This window comes from Agromyces sp. GL_144 (assembly GCF_057834305.1).
This window is the reverse complement of sequence record NZ_CM174399.1, coordinates 1,385,064-1,402,796: the sequence shown is the minus strand read 5'-3', so window position 1 is coordinate 1,402,796 and position 17,733 is coordinate 1,385,064. Positions and strand designations below refer to the sequence as shown.

The 17,733-nt window shown below is 70.7% G+C and carries 19 protein-coding genes and 1 tRNA gene; 6 read left to right on the top strand and 14 right to left on the bottom strand.

Features of this window, described 5'->3' with window-relative positions:
- Positions 1 to 12: 12 nt before the first annotated feature.
- The 4 genes from AC3IPY_RS06235 to AC3IPY_RS06220 all read right to left on the bottom strand — a co-directional run bounded on the left by AC3IPY_RS06235 (position 13) and on the right by AC3IPY_RS06220 (position 2,536).
- A complete protein-coding gene (locus AC3IPY_RS06235) occupies positions 13 to 1,068 on the bottom strand; it encodes a DUF3048 domain-containing protein (RefSeq protein ID WP_489187420.1) in 1,056 nt (351 codons plus the stop codon).
- Between the two features lie 188 nt (positions 1,069 to 1,256).
- Positions 1,257 to 1,460 carry a cold-shock protein gene (locus tag AC3IPY_RS06230; protein WP_434069949.1) on the bottom strand — a complete coding sequence of 68 codons (204 nt, stop codon included), beginning with the start codon at positions 1,458 to 1,460 and terminating at the stop codon, positions 1,257 to 1,259.
- A 205-nt stretch (positions 1,461 to 1,665) separates the two neighbouring features.
- Positions 1,666 to 2,211, bottom strand: a complete 546-nt coding sequence (locus tag AC3IPY_RS06225) for a LytR C-terminal domain-containing protein (RefSeq protein ID WP_489187418.1) — start codon at positions 2,209 to 2,211, stop codon at positions 1,666 to 1,668.
- Between the two features lie 25 nt (positions 2,212 to 2,236).
- Complete coding sequence (locus tag AC3IPY_RS06220) at positions 2,237 to 2,536, bottom strand: DUF3263 domain-containing protein (RefSeq protein ID WP_489187417.1); 300 nt, start codon at positions 2,534 to 2,536, stop codon at positions 2,237 to 2,239.
- Positions 2,537 to 2,781: 245 nt separating this feature from the next.
- Between AC3IPY_RS06220 and msrB the strand changes: the two genes are divergently transcribed.
- Together msrB and AC3IPY_RS06210 are read left to right on the top strand one after the other, a co-directional pair.
- The gene (gene msrB, locus AC3IPY_RS06215) at positions 2,782 to 3,183 is read left to right on the top strand and encodes a peptide-methionine (R)-S-oxide reductase MsrB (protein ID WP_489187415.1); all 402 of its coding nucleotides are present in this window, start codon (positions 2,782 to 2,784) and stop codon (positions 3,181 to 3,183) included.
- 2 nt (positions 3,184 to 3,185) lie between these two features.
- Positions 3,186 to 3,746, top strand: a complete 561-nt coding sequence (locus AC3IPY_RS06210; RefSeq protein ID WP_489187413.1) for a nitroreductase family protein — start codon at positions 3,186 to 3,188, stop codon at positions 3,744 to 3,746.
- Here the strand turns inward: AC3IPY_RS06210 and AC3IPY_RS06205 are convergent.
- The 3 genes from AC3IPY_RS06205 to AC3IPY_RS06195 form a co-directional block, all read right to left on the bottom strand.
- Entirely contained in the window at positions 3,730 to 4,815 is a 1,086-nt protein-coding gene (locus AC3IPY_RS06205; protein ID WP_489187411.1) for a DMT family transporter, read from the bottom strand. The genes AC3IPY_RS06210 and AC3IPY_RS06205 overlap by 17 nt on opposite strands.
- Before the next feature lies 1 nt (position 4,816).
- Positions 4,817 to 4,889, bottom strand: a tRNA-Thr gene (locus AC3IPY_RS06200).
- 79 nt (positions 4,890 to 4,968) lie between these two features.
- Positions 4,969 to 5,898: a DsbA family protein gene (locus AC3IPY_RS06195; RefSeq protein ID WP_489187409.1), complete on the bottom strand. Its 930-nt coding sequence runs from the start codon at positions 5,896 to 5,898 to the stop codon at positions 4,969 to 4,971.
- Positions 5,899 to 6,174: 276 nt separating this feature from the next.
- Here AC3IPY_RS06195 and AC3IPY_RS06190 point away from each other — a divergent pair, with 276 nt between their 5' ends.
- The gene (locus AC3IPY_RS06190; protein WP_489187407.1) at positions 6,175 to 7,275 is read left to right on the top strand and encodes an ABC transporter ATP-binding protein; all 1,101 of its coding nucleotides are present in this window, start codon (positions 6,175 to 6,177) and stop codon (positions 7,273 to 7,275) included.
- A 155-nt stretch (positions 7,276 to 7,430) separates the two neighbouring features.
- Positions 7,431 to 8,750, top strand: a complete 1,320-nt coding sequence (locus AC3IPY_RS06185; protein WP_489187406.1) for a DUF4032 domain-containing protein — start codon at positions 7,431 to 7,433, stop codon at positions 8,748 to 8,750.
- Between the two features lie 173 nt (positions 8,751 to 8,923).
- On the opposite strand, the gene rlmB is transcribed toward AC3IPY_RS06185, so the two are convergent.
- The 4 genes from rlmB to AC3IPY_RS06165 form a co-directional block, all read right to left on the bottom strand.
- Positions 8,924 to 9,967 (bottom strand): 23S rRNA (guanosine(2251)-2'-O)-methyltransferase RlmB, encoded by a 1,044-nt coding sequence (gene rlmB, locus AC3IPY_RS06180; protein WP_489187404.1) that lies wholly within the window; start codon positions 9,965 to 9,967, stop codon positions 8,924 to 8,926.
- The gene (cysS, locus tag AC3IPY_RS06175) at positions 9,964 to 11,391 is read right to left on the bottom strand and encodes a cysteine--tRNA ligase (RefSeq protein ID WP_489187402.1); all 1,428 of its coding nucleotides are present in this window, start codon (positions 11,389 to 11,391) and stop codon (positions 9,964 to 9,966) included. Before cysS ends, rlmB begins: the two co-directional genes overlap by 4 nt.
- Before the next feature lie 76 nt (positions 11,392 to 11,467).
- Complete coding sequence (gene ispD / locus AC3IPY_RS06170) at positions 11,468 to 12,700, bottom strand: 2-C-methyl-D-erythritol 4-phosphate cytidylyltransferase (protein WP_489187400.1); 1,233 nt, start codon at positions 12,698 to 12,700, stop codon at positions 11,468 to 11,470.
- 96 nt (positions 12,701 to 12,796) lie between these two features.
- The gene (locus tag AC3IPY_RS06165) at positions 12,797 to 13,279 is read right to left on the bottom strand and encodes a CarD family transcriptional regulator (protein ID WP_156997324.1); all 483 of its coding nucleotides are present in this window, start codon (positions 13,277 to 13,279) and stop codon (positions 12,797 to 12,799) included.
- Between the two features lie 159 nt (positions 13,280 to 13,438).
- On the opposite strand from AC3IPY_RS06165, the gene AC3IPY_RS06160 reads away from it, so the two are divergent.
- A complete protein-coding gene (locus tag AC3IPY_RS06160; protein WP_489187398.1) occupies positions 13,439 to 13,891 on the top strand; it encodes a DNA modification methylase in 453 nt (150 codons plus the stop codon).
- A 29-nt stretch (positions 13,892 to 13,920) separates the two neighbouring features.
- On the opposite strand, the gene AC3IPY_RS06155 is transcribed toward AC3IPY_RS06160, so the two are convergent.
- Entirely contained in the window at positions 13,921 to 14,601 is a 681-nt protein-coding gene (locus AC3IPY_RS06155; protein WP_489187397.1) for a winged helix-turn-helix domain-containing protein, read from the bottom strand.
- 116 nt (positions 14,602 to 14,717) lie between these two features.
- Positions 14,718 to 15,938: a sensor histidine kinase gene (locus tag AC3IPY_RS06150; RefSeq protein ID WP_489187395.1), complete on the bottom strand. Its 1,221-nt coding sequence runs from the start codon at positions 15,936 to 15,938 to the stop codon at positions 14,718 to 14,720.
- A gap of 194 nt (positions 15,939 to 16,132) precedes the next feature.
- Between AC3IPY_RS06150 and phoU the strand changes: the two genes are divergently transcribed.
- On the top strand, positions 16,133 to 16,795 hold the full coding sequence (gene phoU / locus AC3IPY_RS06145) for a phosphate signaling complex protein PhoU (RefSeq protein ID WP_489187393.1): 663 nt from the start codon (positions 16,133 to 16,135) through the stop codon (positions 16,793 to 16,795).
- 112 nt (positions 16,796 to 16,907) lie between these two features.
- On the opposite strand, the gene AC3IPY_RS06140 is transcribed toward phoU, so the two are convergent.
- Positions 16,908 to 17,654: a phosphoglyceromutase gene (locus tag AC3IPY_RS06140; protein WP_489187391.1), complete on the bottom strand. Its 747-nt coding sequence runs from the start codon at positions 17,652 to 17,654 to the stop codon at positions 16,908 to 16,910.
- Between the last annotated feature and the right edge of the window lie 79 nt (positions 17,655 to 17,733).

Here is a 17,733-nt window from a genome sequence, read left to right as displayed (position 1 = left end):
CCGTGCGTTCGCTCAGGGCGCGAACGTCACCGATCCCTCGTTCGGCACGAGTTCGATCCACGTGTTGCCGGGGGCGAGCGGCAGCGGCTCGCCGTTGTCGGCCGTGAGCACGATGGGCGAGGTCGCGGCATCCTTCGACCAGGTGCCGTGGGCGGTGCGACCGGCGACCGAGACCCAGGCCTCGCCGGTGCCGATCATGGTCGTCTTCGGCACCTCGCCGTATCGCCAGTCGATGGCGACCCGCAGCGTCACGACGTTCACGGCGTGCACGCGATCGCCGGAGGCCTCCGTGTCGGCCTGCCCTTCCTGCGAACGCAGCCACGAGGATGTCGCGGCGTCCCAGTCCCACGACGGGAACCGCTCCTCGGAGAACACCTGCGCGATGCTCGACGTCGCCGCGGCCTCGAAGGCCGGGTCCGCGAGCGGGTCGGAGTTGCCGTAGACGAACTGCACGGGCGGCGGCGGGACGTCGGGGTACCGGCCGACCGCCTCGGATGCGGCGAGGATCACGTCGTGCGGTCCGGGGCGGTCGTCGGCGCGCGTGAACAGGCCGGTGTCGTCGTAGTCGAAGACGATGTTCACCACCGGCGCCGCCTGCATCATCGCGACGAACTGCTCCTGGCCGCCCGAATAGGCGACGATGCCGCCGAACGAGGACACGATGTCGGGATCCATCGGGCGGATCGACCGCACCGGGCCGATCTCATCGGGCACATCCGAGTGCCACACGGCGACGTACCTCGTGAGCCCGCCCTCGACGAGTTCCTCGAACACGACGTCGGTGCGGTTCAGCGCGATCTGGGGTCGCGCCTCCTCGTGATTGTCGATCTTCGCCGCGAGCGACGGGTGCTGCATGGCCGCCCAGTCGGCCATCGTGCCGCGCAGGGGCGCGAACGCGACCGCGGCGGGTTCGGCCGAGGCGCCGACGGGGCGCGGCTCCGGCGTCGCGGTCGCGTCTGGCGGGCTCACGTCGGTCGCGCCGGTGCAGCCTGCCAGCAGGATCACGGATGTCGCCAGCAGCACGCCGAGCGCACGCCTGCCCCCGGCCGAACGATTGCCCCTCGCCATGGCGATCAGCCAACCACCGCGACGCCTCGGTCGACGTGCGACGCGCCGAGGCGCCGAGGCGCAGCTCACGCTGCCGCGCGCAGCCGACCCGATGCGACCCGAGGTGCGGAACGGCGAAGCGCCGCCCGTCCATCGACGGGCGGCGCTTCGCCGAGGCGTTCAGCTGCACCTCGGTGCGTTCGAGTGCACTAGGCGGGACGCACCGCCTCAGCCTGGGGGCCCTTCGACCCCGTGCCGACCTCGAACACGACGGCCTGGCCCTCTTCGAGGACCTTGTAGCCGGCCATGTCGATCGCGGAGTAGTGGACGAAGACGTCCTGCCCTCCCTCGTCGACGGTGATGAATCCATAGCCTTTTTCAGCGTTGAACCACTTGACGGTTCCGTTCGCCATGCGTTGCTCCCATACAGCTGTGTGTCGTTCAGCACGTGCCTGTCGCCTGTACCGGGCCTCTGATTCGTGCCGACTGGAACCACTGGTGGTACCGGCCCTCACACGGGTTTCGAGCGACCAATTCCAGATACTAATGACGCCGACACGGCGAAGAGAAGGGGTTCGGGGGCCCGCAATGTCGCGGAATGGCAACGATTCGCCGCGCTCAGCCCGCGGCGCTCTCCTCGGCGTAGTCGGAGCCGACCACGAGCACGAGCGGGGTGCCCATCTCGCCGAACTTCGCGTCGAGCCGCACATCGGTTCCCGGGATGGCCTGGGCGACCCCGCGCGCGGCACCCTCGAGGTCTTCGCTGGCGTAGTAGACGACCGTCTCCGTGATGTCGTTCTCGCTCGCGTTCGCGGTCGCGCTGACGGGGATGCCGGCGGCCGTGAGCGTCTCCTGCGCCGTTGCGGCGAGCCCGGACGTGTCGGTGCCGTTCAGCACGGTCACCGGCACATCGGGCGCGATCGTCGGCTCAGCTGTCACCACCGGGGTCGCGGGCGTCGACGGCGAGGCCTCGGAGAAGTCGAGGCGGTCATTGACCAGCACGACGCCGACGATGCCGACGCCGGTGAGCACCGCCGTGGCGAGCGCCGCCCACCCGAACGCGATCCACCGCGCCCCGCGGCGCCGTGGGGCGCGGTGAGCGCCCACCCGCTCGATGCCGTGCGGAATGGAGTCGAATCGGTCTCGTGGATAGTTCTGCGCCATGGGTCCAGTCGGGGTCGGGTCGAGCTCAGCCGAGCGGGCGGGGGTTCGAGAGGGAGCGACGGGCGCGATCGGCGGCACGCGCCTCCCGCAGGCGCAGCAGCCGCTTGACGAGCATCGGGTCGTGCCGGAGTGCGGCCGGCGAATCGAGCAGCTCGCCGAGGATCCGATAGTAGCGGGCGGCGGAGATGCCGAACTCGTGGCGGATGCCCTCGGCCTTCGTGCCCGGTCGCTGCCACGATCGCGATTCGAACGCGAGCACCCGCACGGCGAGGTCGTCGAGCGGAGCGTCGGAGGAGGGACGGCGGTGCGCATGCTCTGCGCTCATGTTCCTCCTCGTTGCTGTCGGACGCCTCGTGGTCGTCGCGGATGGTCGTCGCGGGCGTCGCTTGGGTGACATCCTAGGGATCGGCGCCCGTGAGGGAGCCGAGCGTCCGCGGCGTGTGCCCGCGGGCGGTGCGGATGCGGCCGGGCCCGGACGCACGCACGGGGTCGTCGTGCGCTGTCACAGCGGGCCCGGCCTCTCTGCGACGTGCGACGATGGAACGACCCGACAGTTCTGGAGGAACCGCGATGGCGTATCGAGTGGAGAAGTCCGAAGGCGAGTGGCGCGAGCAGCTCGGCGACGAGCAGTTCGCGGTGCTTCGCGAAGCATCGACCGAACGCCCGTGGACGGGCGAACTGCTCGACGAGGAACGCGCCGGCGTGTATGCCTGCGCCGCATGCGGTGCCGAGCTGTTCAAGAGCGGCACGAAGTTCGACTCCGGTTGCGGCTGGCCGAGCTTCTACGAGTCGGTGCGGCCCGAGGCCGTCGAGCTCATCGAAGACACGACGCTCGGCATGGTGCGCACCGAGGTGCGGTGCGCGGCGTGCGGTTCGCACCTCGGCCACGTCTTCCCCGACGGATTCGGCACGCCGACCGGCGACCGCTACTGCATGAACTCGATCGCGCTCGACTTCACGCCCGAGTCCTGAAGATGCGGCCGGTCCTGGCCGCGGTGGGCGCGCGGCGCTCGGTCTCGAAGGTGACCGACGCCACGCCGACCGACGCGGAGATCCTCGAGCTGCTCGAGGCGGCCGGGCACGTCGCCGACCACGCATCGCTGCGGCCGTGGCGCGTCATCGCGCTCCGCGGGGCGGCGCGCGAGCGGCTCGGAGCCGCGCTCGTCGATGCGGCGGGCATCCCGCCGGCCGACCGCGCGGCCGAGAAGCTCGCGGGCAAGCCCCTGCGTGCACCGGTGCTGCTCGCCGTCGTGGCCGTGCACACGCCCGATCATGAGAAGGTCCCCGAGTGGGAGCAGGATGCCACGGCCGCAGGCGTCGCCCACCTGCTCGAGCTGCTGCTCGACGAGGCGGGATGGGGCGTCATGTGGCGCACGGGGCCGCACACGCGGCATCCGGCCGTCGAGGCGATGCACGGCCTCGACGCACATGAGCAACTGCTCGGCTGGCTCTACGTGGGCGGCAGGCCCGATCGCCGGCGCTCCGAAAGCCGTCGGCCGAGCGACGTCGCGGCGAGGTTCACGACCCTGGACTGACCACGGGCGCGTCCGGCGCGGCGGCGGGATCGACGACGTGCCGGCTTCTCGACCACCGCACGCTCGCGACGACGACCGCGACGAGCGCCAGCACGGTTCCGGCGACGGTCGCCAGATCTACCGTCGCATCGCCGATCGGCCAGAAGAGGTCGAGCGCGAGCGCCGCCGTGAGCTGGCCTGCGACGCCGCCGAGCGCGAGCACGAGCACGCCGATGACGCGCACGACCACGGCCTGCACCGCGATGAAGATGCAGCCGATCGCGCCGCCCGCGTACAGCCAGGGCTCGGTCGGCAGCGAAGTCGGCCAGCCCGCGGATGCCGCGTGCACGAGCATGACGGCGACCAGCAGGGTCGTGCCCACCGCGAAGTTCACGACGGTCGAGGTCAGCGCGCTCGACGCCGCAGCCCGGACCCGGCCGTTGACGGCCTGCTGCCACGCCGAGCCGAGGCCGGCGGTGAACGGCAGCAGGATGAGCAGCACCGGCGCATCGCCGGCGACCTCGGAGGACACGGTCCAGATCACCGCGCCGAGGGCGATGACGGCGCCGATCGCCCGCGGGGCGGTGAGCGGCCGACGCCCGGCCGGCCCGAGCCCGACGAGGTCGAAGACGACGCCGCCGACGGTCTGCCCGGCCACGATCGACACCGTGAAGAGGGCCACGCCGATGACGCCGGCCGAGAGCCCCTGCGTGACCACGAACCAGGCGCCGGCGACGCCGCCGAGGAGCATCCACCACGAGACGCGTCCGGCGCGGAGCTCGCCGACGACCCTCGCGAACCCGGTTCGGCCCGGCCGCCAGAACACGAGCACCACGAGAAGGATCGCCAGGCCGCTGCCGAACGAGATCGCCGCGGTCGTGTACGCATCGTCGAGGCGGGCCGCGAGCTGCCCGTTGATACGGGACTGCCCTGCGGTGCAGGCGCCCGCGAACACCGCCAGGACGATCGCGATCCAGCCCGGCATGAGCCGTGGCTCCACGTGGGCATGCCGGTGCCCGGGTTCGACCGGATGCTCGGGTTCGGTCGACGCGGCCCGCGGTGCGGTGGGGGGCGTGAGGTCGTCGCTCAAGTGCCGGCTGCGAGACTCGAACTCGCAACCCCCGCTTTACAAGAGCGGTGCGCTACCAATTGCGCCAAGCCGGCGAGGGGCGGACCCCCGGGCAATGCTACCGGTCGTGCGGTGGCCCGCCGGTTCGGGAGGCCACCGCACGGACGGTGCCGTCTACTCGGCCGGGGTCGGCTCGGGCGACGGAGTCGGGGTCGACTCGGACTCGTTGAACGTGGCGCTCGTGGCCTGCACCACGAACGACTGGAACTCCTGCGCGTCGGTGAGCGAGCCGCTGTACTGCTGGCCGTTCACGAGCACCGTGGGCGTTCCCTTGACGGCGGGCAGGTCGGAGTTCGGGATCGGCTGCGTGAGCGCACGGGTCGTGGAATCCTGCACCCACGACTTGAACCGGGTGTCGTCGATGCACGCGCCGACCGACGAGGCCGCGCCGGCATCGGTCGCGAGCTTCTTCAGGTCGGAGTTCGCGAGTCCGGTCGAGCCCTCTTCGGGCTGGTTCTGGAAGAGCAGCTCGTTGAAGTCGAAGAACGCGTCGGGCGAGAGGTCGGCGACGCACGCAGCCGCATTCGCCGCACGCAGCGAGTACTGGGTTCCGGCCGACTGGTTCGTGAGGAGCGCGATCGGGTGGACCTCGAGCGTCGCGGCCCCTGACTCGACCATCGTGCGCATCGCCTCGGAGTTCGTCGTCTCGAAGTCGCCGCAGTAGGGGCACAGGTAGTCGATGTACGTGACGATGTTCGCGACCGTGCCGCTGTCGTCGGGCACGGTCGGCGTGGGCTCCTCGCCCGCCGCGAGCGCGGGGGTCTCGACGGCCGTGATCGCGCCGTCGTCGCCGGCCACCAGGAGGATGCCGTCGCTCGCCATGTTCGCGGGGCCGGGACCGGCCGGCTTGATGCCGTTGTAGATGAGGAATCCGATGAGGCCCGCGACGACCAGGACGGCGACGATGACGCCACCCTGGATCAGGAACTTGTTGCGCTTCTCGCGCTTCTTCTGCTCCTCGCGCAGGATGCGGGCCTTCTCACGGGCCGCCTCCCGGCGTTCGTTACGGGTGGCGCGTGGCTGATTGGATCCGCCGTTGGTCATCGATGGTCACTCCGGTCGCTGTGTGGGCGCGCGCGTACTGCGAACGCACCCACGATAGTAGGAACGATGGCTGTGAATCCGCCACACGGGCGGCACAGACGGCTCTCGGCCGGCGTGCACTGCGCTCCGGGCCGGTTCCCAGACGACATCGGGCGGATGCCGCATGGTCGGAGTGCGCGCGGACGCATGAGATACTGAGGGATGCGTCACCGTCGACGCGAGTCCATCACTACGGATCGTCCGGCACGTACCTGCCGGTGAAGGAGAAGAACAACCATGGCGTCAGTCACGTTCGACAAGGCCACCCGCCTCTACCCCGGCGGCACCCGCCCGGCCGTCGACCAGCTCGACCTCGATGTCGCAGACGGCGAGTTCCTCGTGCTCGTCGGCCCCTCCGGCTGCGGCAAGTCCACGTCCCTCCGCATGCTCGCCGGCCTCGAAGAGGTCAACGACGGCAACATCTTCATCGGCGACCGCAACGTCACCGACGTGCCGCCGAAGGACCGCGACATCGCGATGGTCTTCCAGAACTACGCGCTCTACCCCCACATGACGGTCGCCGAGAACATGGGCTTCGCGCTCAAGATCGCCGGCGTCGGCAAGGACGAGCGCGCAGCCCGCGTGCTCGAGGCGGCGAAGCTCCTCGACCTCGAGCCCTACCTGAGCCGCAAGCCGAAGGCGCTCTCGGGCGGCCAGCGCCAGCGCGTCGCCATGGGCCGCGCCATCGTGCGCCAGCCCCAGGTGTTCCTCATGGACGAGCCGCTGTCGAACCTCGACGCCAAGCTCCGCGTGCAGACCCGCACCCAGATCGCGTCGCTCCAGCGCCGCCTCGGCGTCACCACGGTCTACGTCACGCACGACCAGACCGAGGCGCTCACCATGGGCGACCGCATCGCCGTGCTGAAGGACGGCCTGCTGCAGCAGGTCGGCACCCCGCGCGACCTCTACGAGAAGCCGCAGAACGTCTTCGTCGCCGGCTTCATCGGCTCCCCCGCCATGAACCTGTTCCACGCCGACCTCGTCGAGAACGGCGTGCTCTTCGGCACCGCCACGGTCCCGGTCGACCGCGACGTGCTCGCCGAGAGCACCGCCACGAGCGCAACGATCGGCGTGCGCCCCGAAGACATCACGGTCTCCGCGATCGAGGGCGAGGGCCTCGCGGTCGACGTCGACCTCGTCGAGGAGCTCGGCGCCGACGGCTACCTCTACGGCCACTCCACGGTCGAGGGCAAGCGCACCGACATCGTCGCCCGCGTCGACGGCCGCAGCCACCCCAACGCCGGTGACCGCGTCTACCTCACGGCGACCCCGAACCACGTGCACCTGTTCGACATCGAGTCGGGCCTGCGCCTGGGCAACAAGGCCGTCGTCAGCTGACGCCTCGCACCATCCACGATCGACGCCGGTCGGGCTCAGGCCCGGCCGGCGTCGTCCGTTTCCAGGGCGGCTCGTCGCGGCATCCGCTCGCCCTTCGCGCCCGAACCACCGCGGAGTTCGTCGGCTCGGCCCGGCCACGGCTACGCTGAAGCACGATGAGCGGCTCACTTTCGATCACGTCGGCGATGACCGATCCGGCACTGCTCGACCTCCCGTGGCACCTTCCGCTCGAGGCCTGGCCCAACGAGAACATCGCGACCCTGCCGAAGGGCATCTCGCGGCACCTCGTGCGCTTCGCGCACCTCGCGGGCCACGTCGTGGCGATCAAGGAGACCACTGCCGAGATGGCGCGCGGCGAGTACGAGATGCTGCGCACGCTGGCGAAGCTCGAGATCCCGTGCGTCGAGCCCGTGGCCGTGATCACGAACCGCACCGACGACGAGGCCGAGCCGCTGAAGCCCGTGCTCGTCACCCGGCACCTGCGCTTCTCGCTCCCCTACCGCGCGCTCTTCTCGCAGACGCTCCGGCCCGACACCGCGACGCGGCTCGTCGACGCCCTGGCGGTGCTGCTCGTGCGCCTGCACATCGTCGGCTTCTTCTGGGGCGACGTGTCGCTCTCGAACACGCTGTTCCGCCGCGACGCCGGCGCCTTCGCGGCGTACCTCGTCGACGCCGAGACCGGCAAGCTCTACGAGGGCGGCCTCTCCAACGGCCAGCGCGAGAACGACCTCGAGATCGCCCGCGTCAACATCGCCGGCGAGCTGCTCGACCTCGAGGCGGGCGGCAAGGTCGCCGACGAGCTCGACCCGGTGCGCATCTCGAACGGCATCGTCGAGGCGTACCGCAGCCTCTGGAGCGAGCTCACGGGTTCCGAGTCCTTCTCGTCGGCCGAACGCTGGCGCATCAACGAGCGCGTCAGCCGGCTGAACGACCTCGGGTTCGACATCGAAGAACTGGCGATCCGAACCTCCGACGCCGGCACGACCGTGCGCATCCAGCCGAAGGTCGTCGACGCCGGGCACCACCAGCGGCGCCTGCTGCGCCTCACCGGCCTCGACGCGGGCGAGAACCAGGCCAGGCGCCTGCTGAACGACCTCGACTCCTACCGCGCCTCCTACGGCAAAGAGGCCCTCGATGAGGAGATGGTCGCCCACGAGTGGCTCGTGCGCGTGTTCGAGCCGGTCGTGCGCGCCATCCCGGTCGAGCTGCGCGGCAAGCTCGAGCCGGCAGAGGTCTTCCACCAGTTGCTCGACCACCGCTGGTTCCTCGCCCAGCAGGCCGGGCGCGACATCCCGCTCGCCGAGGCCGTCGGCTCCTACATCAACACGGTGCTGCGCCATCGCCGCGACGAGGCGACCGTCATCGGGCCGCAGACCGGCGCGATCACGACGTCCATCGACGTCGTGCCGCTCGACACGGCCGCGATCGCGGTCATCGACCCCGACGACGAGAACGACTGGCGCGCGAAGGTCTGAGGGCCCCGCCCCGAGCTCGGGCTGCCACGAGCTTCCACGTGCTTCAGAATTCAGGAGCGCGCCGCGATGCTGCCCTGGGATCACGCGGCCCTCGCGCGCGCCGCCGTGGCATAGCCACGACATGTTCCTGAATTCTGCCGGCACCCTCGGGCGGGCAGAGGTCGACGGGCGGACTACTTCTCGGCGCGGAGCTTCGAGATCTCGTAGAGCGTGACGGATGCCGCGATGCCGGCGTTCAGCGACTCGGTGGCCGCGTTGATCGGGATCGAGACGATGGCGTCGCAGGTCTCGGCGACGAGCCGGGAGAGCCCCTTGCCCTCGCTGCCGACGACGATGACGATCGGCCGGTCGGCCCACGAGAGCCCCGGCAGCGAGACGTCGCCGTCGCCGTCGAGCCCGAGCACGAACACGCCGCGCTCCTTCAGCGCCTTGAGCGTCTGCGTGAGGTTCGGGGCCATGGCGACCGGCACGCGGGCGGCGGCGCCCGCCGAGGTCTTCCAGGCGCCGGCGTTGACGCCCACCGAACGACGCTGCGGCACGATCACGCCCTGCCCGCCGAACGCGGCCGTCGAGCGGATGATCGCACCGAGGTTGCGCGCGTCGGTGATGCCGTCGAGCGCGACGAAGAGCGGCGTCTCGTCGCTCGCGATGACCTCGTCGAGCAGCTCGATCGGGTGCGCGTACTCGTACGGCGGAACCTTGAGCGCGAGGCCCTGGTGCACGCCGCCCTCGCCGGCGAGCCGGTCGAGCTCGGGCCGCATGACCTCGAGGATCGGGATGCCGCGGTTGGTGGCGATCTTCATCGCCTCCTTCACGCGGTCGTCCATCTCGATGCGCGAGGCGACGTACAGGGTCGTCGCGGGGATGCGCGTGCGCAGCGCCTCGACGACGGAGTTGCGGCCCGTCACGATCTCGGACTCGTCGCCCGACTTCGAGCGCCGCGCGGCACCCGAGGCGCCACGGGGTGCGCCGGCGCGCGACGCCTGCCCGGCGACCTTGCCGCTCGACTTGCCCCCGGGCTTGCCGCCCTTGCCGCCGGATGCGGCGTACCGATCCTGAGCGGCCTTGCGCTTGCCGGCCGGGTGCCAGGCGCGATCCTCGGCCTTCGGCGTCGGTCCCTTGCCCTCGAGCGCCTGGCGCCCCTGGCCTCCGGATCCGACCTGCTTCGCCTTCGATTTGCGCACGGCTCCGGCGCGCGGCTTGCTGCTGCCCTTCATGATTCCAAGCTCCAATGCGTGCCGGTCTGGCTGTCTTCGATGGTGATGCCCGCGGCCGAGAGTTCGGCGCGGATTCGGTCGGCGGCGGCGAAGTCCTTGGCTGCGCGCGCCGCGTGGCGGTCTTCGATGAGTCGGTCGACGAGCATCTCGAGGGCGGATGCCGCGGGGCCGGCGTCTGCCGCCCACTTCGCGTCGCGCGGGTCGATGCCGAGCACCCCGACCATGGCGGAGACCTGCCCGTGCAGGACCGCCGCGTCGTGGAGTTCGTCGGAGTCCAGCGCCTGGTTGCCGGCGCGAACGCTGTCGTGCAGCACGGCGAGCGCCTGCGGCACGCCGAGGTCGTCGTCCATGGCCGCGCCGAACGCGTCGGGGATGACGGGCGCGCCGACGCCGGCGTACCTCGTGTCGGCGAGCCGACGCTCGACACGGTCGAGGAACGTGCGGATGCGGTCGACCGCGGCCTCGGCCTCGGCCAGCGAGGTCGGTGCGTAGTCGAGCGTGGAGCGGTAATGGGCCTGCCCGAGCAGGTAGCGCACGGCGAGCGGTGAGGCGAGTTCGAGCAACTGACCGGCGTAGACGGAGTTGCCGAGCGACTTCGACATCTTCTGCCCGCCGATGTTCACGAGGCCGTTGTGCACCCAGTAGCGCGCGTAGCCGTCGCCGGCCGCCGTCGACTGGGCGAGCTCGTTCTCGTGGTGCGGGAAGCGCAGGTCGAGCCCGCCGCCGTGGATGTCGAACTCGGCGCCGAGGTACCTGGTGGCCATGGCCGAGCATTCGATGTGCCATCCGGGGCGGCCGTCGCCCCACGGCGACGCCCAGGACGCCGACTCGGGCTCGTCGGCCTTGCGGCCCTTCCAGAGGGCGAAGTCCCTGGGGTCGCGCTTGCCACGGGGATCCGCGTCGGCGGCGGCCTCCATGTTGTCGCGCGCCTGGCGGGTCAGTTCGCCGTAGGCGGGCCAGCTCGCGGTGTCGAAGTAGACGTCGCCCGAGGCATCCGGCGCGGCGTAGGCGTGTCCGGCGTCGATGAGGCGTGCGATCAGCTGCTGCATCTGCTGCACGCTCGCGGTCGCCCGCGGCTCGTAGGTCGGCGGGGCGATGCCGAGCGATGCGTACGCGGCCTGGAACTCGAGTTCGACGCGATAGGCGAGCGCCCACCACTGCTCGCCGCCGCCCTGCTCGTCGCCGTGGGCGGCGTCGAGGATCTTGTCGTCGATGTCGGTGACGTTGCGCACGAACGCGACCTCGTACCCGCGGTACGAGAACCAGCGGCGCAGGATGTCGTAGACGAGCGCACTGCGCAGGTGCCCGATGTGCGGGCTGGACTGCACCGTCGGACCGCAGACGTACATGCCCACGTGCCCCTCGCGGAGGGGCACGAAGTCACGCAGGGCCTGAGCCTTCGAGTCGTAGAGTCGCACGGTCACCTCGCAAGCCTACCGGCGCGCGCCCGCGCATCCGCTGTGCGGCGGCGCCGGAGGCGACTCGGCGGCGATGCCCGGGTCAGGATGCCGAGAGCATGGCGGTCGCGATGGCCTGCACGCCCTCGCCCCGACCGGTGAACCCGAGCCCGTCGGTCGTGGTGGCCGCGACCGACACCGGTGCGCCGAGCACGCCGGAGAGCAGCGCCTCGGCCTCGGCGCGGCGCGGCGCGAGCTTCGGCCGGTTGCCGACCACCTGCACGCTGACGTTGACGATGCGGAATCCGGATGCCTCGACCAGGCGCCTCGTCTCGGCGAGGAACACCTCGCCGTGCGCGGCGGCGAAGCGCGGGTCGGCCGTGCCGAAGATCGCGCCGACGTCGCCGAGACCCGCGGCGGCGAGCAGCGCGTCGCAGATCGCGTGCGCAGCCGCGTCGCCGTCGGAGTGCCCCGAGAGCCCGCGTTGCCCCGGCCACTCGAGGCCGGCGAGCCAGAGCGGCGTGGCGGGGTCCTCGTCGAACGCGTGCACGTCGATGCCGGTGCCGATGCGGAATCCGGCGGGCCCCGCGGCATCCGTCTGTGCTGCCTGCGTCGGCGCTGCCCGCGTCATGTCCGCTCCCTCTGCATGGACGATGCGCTCGGCGCGCCTGAGGTCTTCTGGCACGGTGATCTTGAAGGCGCGCGCGTCGCCGGGCACGAGGTCGACCGTGACGCCGACGGCCGCCGCGAGCGAGGCGTCGTCGGTGAACTCGGCGACCGACGCGACCCCCGCGTACGCCTCGTCGAGGGCCTCCCGCGGGAAGCCCTGCGGCGTCTGCACCGCCGCGAGCTGGGCGCGATCGACGGTCTCGACCACCCGGCCGGATTCGACGCGCTTGATCGTGTCGACGACGGGCAGGCCCGGCACCACGCCGTGACCGCGCGCCCGCACGGCCGCAAGCACCTCGTCGAAGAGCGCCGAAGGGGTCAGCGGCCGCGCCGCATCGTGCACGAGCACGGTGTCGACGAACCGCGGAAGCACCGCGAGCCCCGCGGCGACCGACTGCTGCCTGGAGGCGGCGCCGGGCACGACGTCGAAGGGGGCGGATGCCGCGGCCGCGACCGGTGCGAATCGATCGCGCACCTCGTCGACGCGCTGGTCGGGGGCGACGACGACGACATGCGGAGGCTCTCGCATGCCGAGCACGGCATCGAGCGCGACCCCGAGGATGCTCGAGTCGCCGAGCGGCACGAGGGCCTTCGGCTCGGCATGGCCGAGGCGGGTGCCGCTGCCTGCGGCGACCAGGATGACGGCGACCGTCGACGACGCGCTCATGGATCGAGCGTATCGGCTCGAGGCGACCTCGTTACGGCATCGTTCGGATACGACGAAGGCACCGCGGTCGGGGTCGACCGCGGTGCCTTCGGGAGACTAGGACGCGAGGACCTCGTCGAGCACGGTCGACGCGGCCTCTTCGTCGGTCTTCTCTGCGAGCGCGAGCTCGGAGATGAGGATCTGACGAGCCTTGGCGAGCATGCGCTTCTCGCCCGCGGACAGGCCGCGGTCCTGATCGCGGCGCCACAGGTCGCGGACCACTTCGGAGACCTTGATCACGTCGCCGGAGGCGAGCTTCTCGAGGTTCGCCTTGTAGCGGCGCGACCAGTTGGTCGGCTCCTCGGTGAACGGGGCGCGCAGCACCTCGAACACCTTGTCGAGGCCGTCCTGGCCGATGACGTCGCGGACGCCGACCAGATCGACATTCTCGGCAGGGACCTCGATGACGAGATCACCCTGCGTGACGTTCAGCTTCAGGTATTTCTTGGTCTCGCCCTTGATGACGCGGTCTTTGACTTCGATGATCGTCGCGGCACCGTGGTGCGGATACACGACGGTTTCGCCAACCTCAAAAAGCATGAATGTATGTCCTTCCGGCAACTTTCAGGATATCACATTCGCGTTCGTGCTAAGGTTCCGCCGCTGACGCCCAGGCCACGTCACGCCGTTAGGCTACACTCGGATTCGATTCCCGTGCTCGCCTCGACAGCTGCGTGCACGCCCGTACTTGGAGGTTCTGTGAAGGCGCGTCTCGCGGCATCCGCTGTTCTGGCCCTGGGTCTCGCCATCGGCGCGACCGGCTGCTCGATGGTCACCTACCAGGCGACCACGGAGCACTACGACGCGAGCGACGGCGTGTCCGTCACCATCGGCGACCTTGCCCTGCGCAACATCTTCGTCGTGAGCGACGACGGTGAAGACGGCAACCTCGTGATGACCGTCGTCAACGCCGGCGACCGCGACCAGACGCTGCAGATCGAGCCCACCGGCATCGACGCCGTCGAGCTCGAGGTGCCGGCGCACGAGACCGTCGTGCTCGGTTCGGAAGACACCGACCCGGTGCTGCTCGAGGGCCTCGACGCCGAGGTCGGCGGCCTCACGCCCATCTACTTCCACTACGCGGGCGAAGAGGGCGTCGAGAAGCAGATCCCGGTGCTCGACAGCCGGCTCTACCCGGACCTCGAGCCGTAGTCCCGAGGGCGGCTCGCGGCCGCCCTCCCCTACGCCTCGAAGCGGTACCCGAGGCCGCGCACGGTCACGAGCTGCACCGGCTCCGACGGCTGCCGCTCGATCTTCGAGCGGATGCGCTTGATGTGCACATCGAGGGTCTTGGTGTCGCCGAAGTAGTCCGATCCCCACACGCGGTCGATGAGCTGACCGCGGGTCAGCACGCGCCCGGGATTGCGCATCAGCAGCTCGAGCAGCTCGAATTCCTTCAGCGGCATGGGCACCGGCTCCCCGTCGACCTCGACCGTGTGGCGGTCGATGTCCATGCGCACCCGGCCGCCCTCGAGCAGGGCCTCGTCGAAGTCCTCGGCGTCGAGTCGGCGGCGCAGCACGGCCCGGATGCGGGCGAGCAGCTCACGCGTCGAGTACGGCTTGGTCACGTAGTCGTCGGCCCCGAGCTCCAGCCCGACGACGATGTCGATCTCGGAATCCTTCGCCGTGAGCATGATGATCGGCACGTTCGAGCGTGCGCGGATCTCACGGCAGACCTCGGTGCCCGGCAGGCCGGGCAGCATCAGGTCGAGCAGGATCAGGTCCGCCCCGCCCCGGTCGAACGCGGCGATCGCGGCCGGCCCGTCGGCGGCCACCTCGATCTCGTAGCCCTCGCGTTCGAGCAGGAAGCTCAGCGGGTCGCTCAGGGCGATCTCGTCTTCGACGAGCAGGATGCGGGTCACGGGGTTCTCCTTGGATGGGGACCGGCGTTCCGCGCCGGCAGGTGATGGGTCGGGAAGTCTGTGGTTCGGGAAGTCTGTGGTTCGGGAGGTGTGTGTCGCCGGTGCCTGCTTCGAGGTCACCGCACCGGATGCGGGGTGCGTCGTGCCGCGGCATCCGTCGCACTCTCGGCGGGCTCGGAGCCGGCCGGGCCGTCGGCAGGCGGTGCGACCGGGGCCTCCTCGGCGATCGGCAGGCGGATCATGAAGGTCGACCCGCGCCCGGGCTGGGACCAAACGCGCACGTCGCCGCCGTGGTTCTGCACGGTGTGCTTCACGATGCTGAGGCCGAGCCCCGAGCCGCCGGTGTTGCGCGAGCGCGCCTGATCGACCCGGAAGAACCGCTCGAACACGCGGTCGAGGTCCTCGCCCTCGATGCCGATGCCCTGATCGGTCACCGCGATCTCGACCGCGCCGTCCTGCACCTTGACGCCGACGCCGACGCGGCCGCCCGCGTTGGAGTAGGCGATCGCGTTCGAGACGAGGTTGTGCACCGCGACGATGAGCAGCGCACGGTCGCCGTACACCTCGGCGCCGGCCTTCGCCCGCACGGCGACCTCGACCTGCTTCGCCCCGGCGACGATGCGGTTCTGGTCGACGGCCTCGGCGACGACCTCGTCGATCGAGACGAGCCGGTCGGGCCGGAGCGCATCGCGCGCCTGCAGCCTCGAGAGTTCGATCACCTCGCTCGTGATGTGCGCGAGTCGCGTCGCCTCGGTGGAGAGCCGGCCGGCGAAGCGCCGCACCTGGTCGGGCTCGTCGGAGGCCTGCTCGATCGCCTCGGCGAGCAGGCTGACCGAGGCGATGGGCGTCTTCAGCTCGTGGCTGATGTTGGCCACGAAGTCGCGCCGCACCTCGTCGAGGCGGTGCGCCTCGGTGCGGTCCTCGGCCAGCAGCAGCACGAACCGCGTGCCGAGGCGGGCGACCAGCACGTGCAGCCGCATCGTCGACTCGCCGTACGGACCGCGGGTCAGCGTGACCTCGTCGGCGACGGTCTCGCCGTCACGGCGAACGGATGCCGCGAGCGCGAGCAGTTCGGGATGCGCGAGCGCCCCCGAGTGCACGAGGCCGAGGGCGAGGGCTCCGGGCGAGGCCTTCAGCACGTTGTTGGACGGGTCGAGCACGATGCCCGCCGACTCCAGCACCTCGAGCACCTGCTCGACCCCGTCGGGGATGCTGGGTGCGATGACCTTCGCCGCCCGCGCACCTCGCCGCTCGGCCACGTAGAGCATCAGGAGGAAGCCGGCGCCGAGGAACACGCCGAGGGCCAGCGCGACGAGCACCAACCAGATGGAGTCCATGTCTGTAGCGTAACCACACGGCGAACGGCCCGATCGCCGCTTCCCCCCGGCCTCGGCGGTAGGTTAACGAGTGTTCAGGTCTGCGGCACCTGCCGTTCACCTTGGAACGCGACGATGTCGGAGCCTGGCGCGAACCCGGGCGCTCAGGCGTGCGCTCCGCGCATCGCCGCCGCCGAGAGAAGGAAGAGTCATTCATGCGTGAGGTGTTCCAGCAGGAACTGCGGGAGGTCCAGGAGCGACTCGTCGAGATCGCCGAGCTCGTCGCGACGTCGATCGAGAAGGCCACGCGCGCGTTCAACGAATCCGACGTCAGCCTCGCCGAAGAGGTGATCGCCGAGGACCACCGCATCGACCAGGGCACCGTGGCGCTCGACGAACTCGCCATCACCATCCTGGCCAAGCAGCAGCCCGTGGCCCGCGACCTCCGCATCGTCGTCAGCGCGCTGCGAATCAGCGCCTCGCTCGAGCGCATGGGCGACATGTCGACCCACATCGCGCAGCTCGCCCGCTACCGGTTCCCCGACAAGGTCGTGCCGAAGAAGCTCCGCGGCACCTTCGCCGACATGGGGGCGCTCGACGTCGAGATCGCGCAGAAGCTCGCCGAACTGCTCCGCACCGAAGACGTCAAGCTCGCCGAAGAGATCCGCAATGAAGACGACAAGGTCGACGACCTGCACCTCTCGGTCTTCGACACCGTGCTCGGCGAGAAGTGGAAGGGCGAGGCCGCCGACACCGTCGACGCGACCCTCGCGAGCCGGTACCACGAGCGCTTCGCCGACCACGCCGTCTCGATCGCCAAGAAGGTGCAGTACCTCGTGACGGGCGACTGGGACCCCGACATCAACGCGGGCGTCTGACGCCGGATCGCGGCATCCGCTCGCGGCATCCGCTCGGCTCGAGGCAGCCGACATGACGAAGGGCGGGGGATCACTCCCCCGCCCTTCGTCGTCGTCTCGGTGCGAGCTGCGACTACTTCTTGCCCTGCGCGGCGACCGCGGCGGCACCGGCGGCGGCGGCCTCGGGGTCGAGGTAGCGGCCGGGAGCGAGCGGCGTGAAGTCGTCGCCGAGCTCGTAGACCAGCGGGATGCCGGTCGGGATGTTCAGCTCGGCGATGTCGTCGTCGCTGATGCCGTCGAGGTGCTTGACGAGCGCGCGCAGCGAGTTGCCGTGCGCGGTGACGAGCACCGTCTTGCCCGCGGCGAGGTCGGGCACGATGCCCTCGTGCCAGTACGGCAGCATGCGCTCGATGACGTCTTTCAGGCATTCGGTGCGGGGCAGCTCGGCGTCGTCGAGGCCGGCGTAGCGCGGGTCGCCGACCTGCGAGTACTCGGCGTCGTCGGCCAGCACGGGCGGGGGCACGTCGAACGAGCGGCGCCAGAGCTGGAACTGCTCCGGCCCGTACTTCTCGAGCGTCTCGGCCTTGTCGAGGCCCTGCAGGGCACCGTAGTGGCGCTCGTTGAGGCGCCACGTGCGGCGCACGTCGATCCACGCGCGGTCGGCGACGTCGAGCGCGATGTTCGCGGTCTGGATCGCACGGGTGAGCACCGAGGTGTGCAGCACGTCGGGCAGGAGGCCGGACTCGGCGAGCAGCTCGCCCGCGCGGGCCGCCTCGGTGCGTCCGAGTTCGCTGAGTCGCACGTCGACCCAACCGGTGAACAGGTTCTTCTGGTTCCATTCGCTGTTGCCGTGGCGAAGCAGCACGAGGGTGTGAGGCATGCCTCCAGCCTAGCCGTGAGGCATCCTCCGCCTTGGCCGCGCGTCGATCGGTGACGCACCGGGCCGGCGGGGCCGGGAG